The sequence below is a fragment of the uncultured Acinetobacter sp. genome (assembly GCF_947624825.1).
Lineage (GTDB): Bacteria > Pseudomonadota > Gammaproteobacteria > Pseudomonadales > Moraxellaceae > Acinetobacter.
The window spans coordinates 1-6383 of the sequence record NZ_CANQLZ010000091.1; the positions used below are offsets into that span (position 1 = coordinate 1).

6 protein-coding genes and 1 pseudogene are annotated in these 6383 nt (G+C 40.3%); 3 read left to right on the forward strand and 4 right to left on the reverse strand.

Going from position 1 to position 6383, the window contains the following annotated elements:
• Window positions 1–72: 72 nt before the first annotated feature.
• Window positions 73–1023, reverse strand: a complete 951-nt coding sequence (locus Q0017_RS13000; protein WP_298147631.1) for a family 16 glycoside hydrolase — start codon at window positions 1021–1023, stop codon at window positions 73–75.
• Window positions 1024–1279: 256 nt separating this feature from the next.
• On the opposite strand from Q0017_RS13000, the gene Q0017_RS13005 reads away from it, so the two are divergent.
• Together Q0017_RS13005 and Q0017_RS13010 are read left to right on the forward strand one after the other, a co-directional pair.
• Entirely contained in the window at window positions 1280–2275 is a 996-nt protein-coding gene (locus Q0017_RS13005; RefSeq protein WP_298147634.1) for an NAD(P)H-quinone oxidoreductase, read from the forward strand.
• Window positions 2276–2402: 127 nt separating this feature from the next.
• Window positions 2403–2909: a hypothetical protein gene (locus Q0017_RS13010; RefSeq protein ID WP_298147637.1), complete on the forward strand. Its 507-nt coding sequence runs from the start codon at window positions 2403–2405 to the stop codon at window positions 2907–2909.
• A gap of 32 nt (window positions 2910–2941) precedes the next feature.
• On the opposite strand, the gene Q0017_RS13015 is transcribed toward Q0017_RS13010, so the two are convergent.
• The 3 genes from Q0017_RS13015 to Q0017_RS13025 all read right to left on the reverse strand — a co-directional run bounded on the left by Q0017_RS13015 (window position 2942) and on the right by Q0017_RS13025 (window position 5644).
• Window positions 2942–3217: a hypothetical protein gene (locus Q0017_RS13015; RefSeq protein ID WP_298147641.1), complete on the reverse strand. Its 276-nt coding sequence runs from the start codon at window positions 3215–3217 to the stop codon at window positions 2942–2944.
• A gap of 6 nt (window positions 3218–3223) precedes the next feature.
• Window positions 3224–4543: a hemolysin family protein gene (locus Q0017_RS13020; protein ID WP_298147645.1), complete on the reverse strand. Its 1320-nt coding sequence runs from the start codon at window positions 4541–4543 to the stop codon at window positions 3224–3226.
• 111 nt (window positions 4544–4654) lie between these two features.
• Entirely contained in the window at window positions 4655–5644 is a 990-nt protein-coding gene (locus tag Q0017_RS13025; protein WP_298147648.1) for a LysR family transcriptional regulator, read from the reverse strand.
• 544 nt (window positions 5645–6188) lie between these two features.
• On the opposite strand from Q0017_RS13025, the pseudogene Q0017_RS13030 reads away from it, so the two are divergent.
• Window positions 6189–6383: pseudogene (locus tag Q0017_RS13030) on the forward strand (isocitrate lyase); the annotation flags it as partial.

Sequence of the window (6383 nt, forward strand, 5' to 3'; positions counted from 1 at the left end):
CGGGGGTATAGGTTGGTTTTTTCATCGGAATAGTCTCTCAGAATATTGAGTCTCCGACAAACCCGGTACGGTTCACTGAGTGTCTTGCAAATAAGCGGTTAATGACATGACTGTTTGTTGCTTGTCATTCATTAAATTCAGAGCTGAATCTAGACGATATGCCACATGAGCAACACTGTTAGGTGAAGCAACAGTGCTTGCTGATTGGATTAAGGTGGGTGCCATAGCAACAGGCAAGCCTTGATCGAGCAATTCAGTCATTTTATTAAATTGAGGCAAGGCATCGAGTTGTTCGGTGACTTTTAAATGACTGACTTTCATTAAAAGTCCTGCACTCGATAGACCAATACCGCCTTGATCAAGGTTATACGGTAAGCTACTGTCTAAGACCAACTGATCATCTAAATAGTGGCGTACACGATTTCCATGCACAATCACGGTGGCTTTATGCACTGTGTTTAAACCAATATCTTCACTGTGGGCAGATTTTTGCAACACATTCCATGTATTGGTTGGCATACGCAAAGAAAGTTCTAAGCCGCTGCTGCCAGTGGTTTGCTTACGCATTGCAAATTGATAGTACGGGCTAAAAGCAGGCTCAGCATATTCATCGGCAGCGCGATACATAATACTTGCCCAACGTCCATCGTTATTCGCCTCTACATAGCTAAATTCTAAGTCGATACGATAGTTACGTAACTGTTGATATTCAGCAGGTAATAATACAGACGTCATGCTTGTATCGTTGGCGCGTCCATCTAAAAACAGGTCACCATCTTCGATATAGACTTGTCCTGCATTGTTTTTAGGTAACATCCAAGTATCGGGTAATGCTTTTAGCTGATCAAAATTTTCATCTAAATAAACTTCAGGTACAGGAACCACTTCTTCAGGAATCGTGGGTTCAGGGGCAGGCGAGGTAATATTGGGACCTGTGACATTATTATTTTGATCGTCGTCATCCGAGCAGGCTGCTAAATTTAAGCATAATAAAATGGCGCTATATAAATAGACACGTTTCATCGATTTATTCTCAAGTGATATTATGATCTAGGCAACATAGCGTGCCTTTATGACAAAGCGATGGTTTTGTCATAAAGGAAAAGAAATATTACATATTAAATTTTAATGACTTACATCACTATGTCATAAACTTGTGCCGATACACTTGGTCAATACCAAAAGGTAAAAATTAAAATCTAGACTTGGCATTTATAGTCTTTTATTTTATGTTGCTAAGCCTAAGTTATTTTAAAAAATCAAGCCAAAGGAATCGGGTATGTCACAAGCAACGATGCAGCAGATTATCATTACTGAGCCGGGGGGCGTTGAAAAACTGGCCTATGAAAGCGTTGCCATTCCTCAGCCAAAAGCTGACGAAGTGTTGGTACAAGTACATGCGTTTGGGATTAACCGTCCAGATATTTTACAGCGCCAAGGCTTATACCCAATGCCTAAAGGTGTAACGCCTGTGCCGGGTCTTGAAGTAGCCGGCATCGTTAGCGCTGTAGGCAGTGAAGTTACCCAGTTTCAAGTCGGCGATCAAGTCTGTGGTTTGACCAATGGTGGGGGCTATGCACAGTACTGTGTAGTGCCACAGAGCCAAACTTTAGCCATCCCTCAAGGTTTAAACTTTGTGCAAGCCGCGGCTATTCCTGAAACCTTCTTTACGGTATGGGCCAATGTGTTTGAAATGGGGCAAGCCAAAGCCGGTGAAACTTTGTTGGTGCATGGTGGAACGAGTGGTATTGGAACCACAGCTTTAATGTTAGCCAAAGCTTTAGGTTTAAACACCTTTGCCACTGTCGGTTCAGATGAAAAAGTGCACGCCATTTCACATTTAACCACAGCAATTAACTATAAAACTCAAAACTTTGAAGACGTGATTCAAGCAGCAACCGACAAAGCCGGTGTTGATGTCATTTTAGATATTGTTGGTGCGCCATATTTAGAGCAAAACTTAAATTTATTGCGCCGTGATGGTCGTTTGGTGTATATCGCATTTTTAGGTGGTGCTAAAGCCAAAGAGGTTAAGCTAGGTCAAATTATGATGAAGCGTTTAACCATCACAGGTTCGACCATGCGTGCACGTACCACACAAGAAAAAGCCAGCATTACTCAAGGTTTAAAAACTCAGGTATGGCCATTGTTAGAGCAAGGTCAGTGTATTCCAATGATTTATAAAACCTTTAACTTTGAGCAAATTCAAGATGCGCATGCAGCACTTGATACCGGTGAACATGTTGGTAAAGTAGTGGTTGAAGTAAAACATTAATTTATGACTAAAAATCCTCCACAGTTGGGGGATTTTTTATTTTTAGCTTATGCAGTCGCATGATATATTTCGCAAGCAAATTATGCCAAAATAGCGCTTTAGTTTTCTTATTCTTCAAAGGCAGTTTATGACTGAACATTCTCCTGCAAACTTAAGCGATATCGAAATTTTAGACATTTTGCAGTCTATGAAAAACGATGAGCTCAACATCGAAGCACAAGAAGTGATTCGTGCCGGTGGTAAAGCGGGGCGTCAAGAAGCGCATAAACAAGCCTTAGTGGTTCTGCACCAAAGTTTTGAAGACAAATTTGTAGAAGCTGTAGTATTGGCTTTAGGCTTAAACGAAGGTCAAGCCAAAAAAATTCGCTATAAAAAAGACCGTGTTCGCATTTTAAAAGTACGTGGTATTGATTATTTAGCCATTGATGGGGCTGAAACGGCACAAGTTTTATCACAAGTGGCGCAAGCCATTACTCGTGAAGATGCAACCGTGACGCAATATTTGCATAATATCTTCCCATTTTGGAAAGAAGGTTGGCCAATGGTGCAACTCGACAATGCTTATAAACTGCTAGAAGAAGACATCAGCATTCATTATCAAGCAGTGTTAGATGCATTATTAAGCAAGCGATAAGATTTAAAAAAAGCGCCTTTAAGGCGCTTTTTTTAATCATACCACCAACGTAATAATAATTTGGCAGGCAAAATAAATAAGCGCCACCATGTAATAAGTGGCCAAAACCAATAGTCGCCCCACATTAAGGTGTTATTAAAGCGCTTAGCGCGGCGCTCATAAGCATACGGGCTAATTTTGGCGGCAAAAATGAGTAAAGCAATCGCCGCGAGGATGAGTAGACCATTATTGGCATGGGCAAAGAAAAAATACACACAATATAAAGCCGAGTAAACTGCCAAACAGGCCAAAAGAGCAGATACTGACATGGTCTTTTATTCCTGATCTAGTATGCTTTCAGCTTTGGCGACTAAACGTGTCACCAAGAGTTGGTCAATTTTAAAGTTATCGACATCCACCACCTCAAACTTAAAGCCTAAATATTCAACCGAATCAGCAGGACGTGGGATTTTACGTAAGCTGTACATCATAAAGCCGGCTAAGGTTTCATAGTTTTCTTCGTCTGGTAATTCTTCAATTTCAAGCGCATGTTTAATGTCTTCAATCGGGGTACTGCCTTCAATTAACCATGAATTTTCATCACGTTTAATGATTTGCAAATCGGCATCAATTGGGGTGACCCAATCGCCCATTACAGTAATCATAATGTCAGACAGGGTAATCACACCCACCACAAGAGCATACTCATTGATGACCACCGCAAATTTTTCTTTGGTGGAGCGAAAACGATCAAGTACTTCCGATAAAGTTAATGTGTCAGGAATGGTGAGTACATTACGAATAGTAGATTCATTAAGTTGCAATAAAGACTGATTATTTAAAATACGCACCAAAATGTCTTTGGCATCTACATAACCAATGACGCTGTCAATGTCTTCATTACAGACTAAAAATTTAGAATAAGGGTATTCAGCCAGTTTTTGTCGAATACTGTCTTCTGATTCATTTAAGGTAAAGTACACCACGTTTTCACGTGTGGTCATGCTTGATGGTACGTTACGTTCTTCAAGCTCAAATACATTTTCAATAAAATGATGTTCTTGTTTGAGTAACACACCGGCTTGCGCACCGGCATCCATCACCGCTGAAATGTCGGCAAAGGTAATATTGTCATCGCGTGTGGTATTGACTTTAAATAAGCGGAACAACACGTTGGCAATGGTATTAATCATCCAAGCCAAAGGGCGGCAGACCTTAATAAACACTTGAATCGGATCAATCACGCTAACGGCAATTTTCTCAGGTGCAATCATGGCCAAGCGTTTAGGCATCAGATCGGCAAATAAGATGAACAAGGATGTAACGAGGGTAAAGGAAAGCGCAAAACCAATGGTTTGTGCCCATGGTCCAGTATAAAACTGTGCCACAAACGCCATGAAATAAGGACGAAATGCCCCTTCACCTAAAATACCTCCTAAGATGGCAACGGCGTTGAGACCAATTTGTGAGGCAGCAAAGAAATCAGCGGAGTTTTCCTGTAAGTCCATCACACGCTGTGCGCGTTCGTCGCCTGATTCGGCTAAAATTTTGAGTTTGACCTTGCGTGCGCCGGCTAAGGCAATTTCCGTTAACGATAAAAATCCTGCCCCAACAATTAAGAGCATGATGATGACGATATTTTGAAAGAGGCTCACGGGTTCACCTGTGATGAGAATCTTATTATTTATATTGATCTTTTAACATAAAAATAGCCGTGTAGCGTATTTCTTTACACGGCTAAATAACATCAAAGTGCGAAAATGTGCTTAGTAAGGCGAAATTTGTGAATTATTTTGCAAGTACTCACGATTTTCTTCCTCAATCATTTGACGTGCGACATATAAAATCAACTGACGTAACCAACGATGCGCCGGATGATGATGCAGCAATGGACACCATGCCATTTTTAATTCAAATTCAGGAATATAAAAGGGTGGGTCTTTAATCAAGATATTTTGGCTTTTGGCTTGTAAACGGGCAATTCGGCTTGGCAATGTGGCAATTAAATCTACGTTTGATGCCAATAACCCCGGCATTTGATAATGACGGGTAAACACCGAAATCTTACGTTTTTGTCCGATACGCTCTAAAGCTTGGTCAATCCAGCCTAACCCAGCCTGTTTATCAGGATTCACACCAAAACCCACGCCCATCCCGGTTTTAGACACCCAGATATGTTGTGCATCTAAATAATTTTTTAGGTTTAAGTTAGCAGCAGACGGATGCTTTGGATTTAACAAGCACGAAAAGCTATCACGCCAGACCAATACTTGGTGGAAACTTTGTGGAATTTCATTAAAGCGGTTAATGGCTAAATCGACTTTACCTTGTTCCATATCACGATATGACACATCGCTTGGCGTTAAAAAGTCCAACACAACATTAGGTGCTTCAGCACGTAAGGCTTTGACCAAACGTGGTACTAAAGTGGCCTCAGCATAATCTGAGGTCATAATTCTAAACACACGATTAGAGGTATACGGACGAAATTCGGTGCGTGGCTCTAAAATCATCGACAAATCAGATAAAGCATCACGAATACGCGGTTGTAATTCTAAGGCACGTTCTGTCGGGGTCATGCCTTCAGATGAGCGGATCAACAAAGGATCATTAAATAAGTTACGTAGGCGACGCAAAATATTACTCATCGCCGGTTGCGTGACACCCAACTGCTCTGCGGCGCGGGTGACATTTTTTTCGCGAAGGAGTACATCAAGGTAAATTAGTAGGTTAAGGTCGACCCGCTCCAGATTCATAAAAAAAATACCGAGAATAAAATTATGAAATTACCAGTGATTATGCCATAAGCCATACACCTTGTGTAAGGCAAGGCTTTAAAAAAGCCGCGTTTTATCCTGTCATATCATCTTTATGAATACATACATCGCCGTTAAAAATGAGCCTATTCACAGACTTTATCATATGAAAATAAATCTAAGACCAAGCACCAAAAATGCCAAAGGTCATGAAAATAAAAACACAAACAAGCCAAAAATTAAGGAAAAAAGCCCCTTAAGACTTAGGTCTAATGCTGAATAAAAGTACAAAATAAAAAATCTTCAAAATATTTTAATTATAAAAAACATAAACTTAAAAAGTACTATCACGCAAACTATACGACTTTTAGCTACGTATTTTTTAAATAAATGTCGGAAATTCTTGCAGGCTATTGGATTAAATTTTTTAAGCAAACTAATCTGTATTCAATGCAACGAGGCGCTCATAATCTAAACAAGTACATGAGGGTGAGATTTTAGCAAATCGTTGGGAAAAGTCCTAAAATTAATACAGGGAAATATCATGACTACATATCAAACAGCGATTGATGCAATCCGCGAATTAAAAGCAAAATTCGGCAACACTTGGGCAGACATCTCTCCTGAAGATGCTGCACGTATGCAAATGCAAAACCGTTTTAAAACTGGTTTAGACATCGCGAAATACACAGCTGCAATCATGCGTCGTGATATGGCTGCTTATGATGCTGACTCTAGC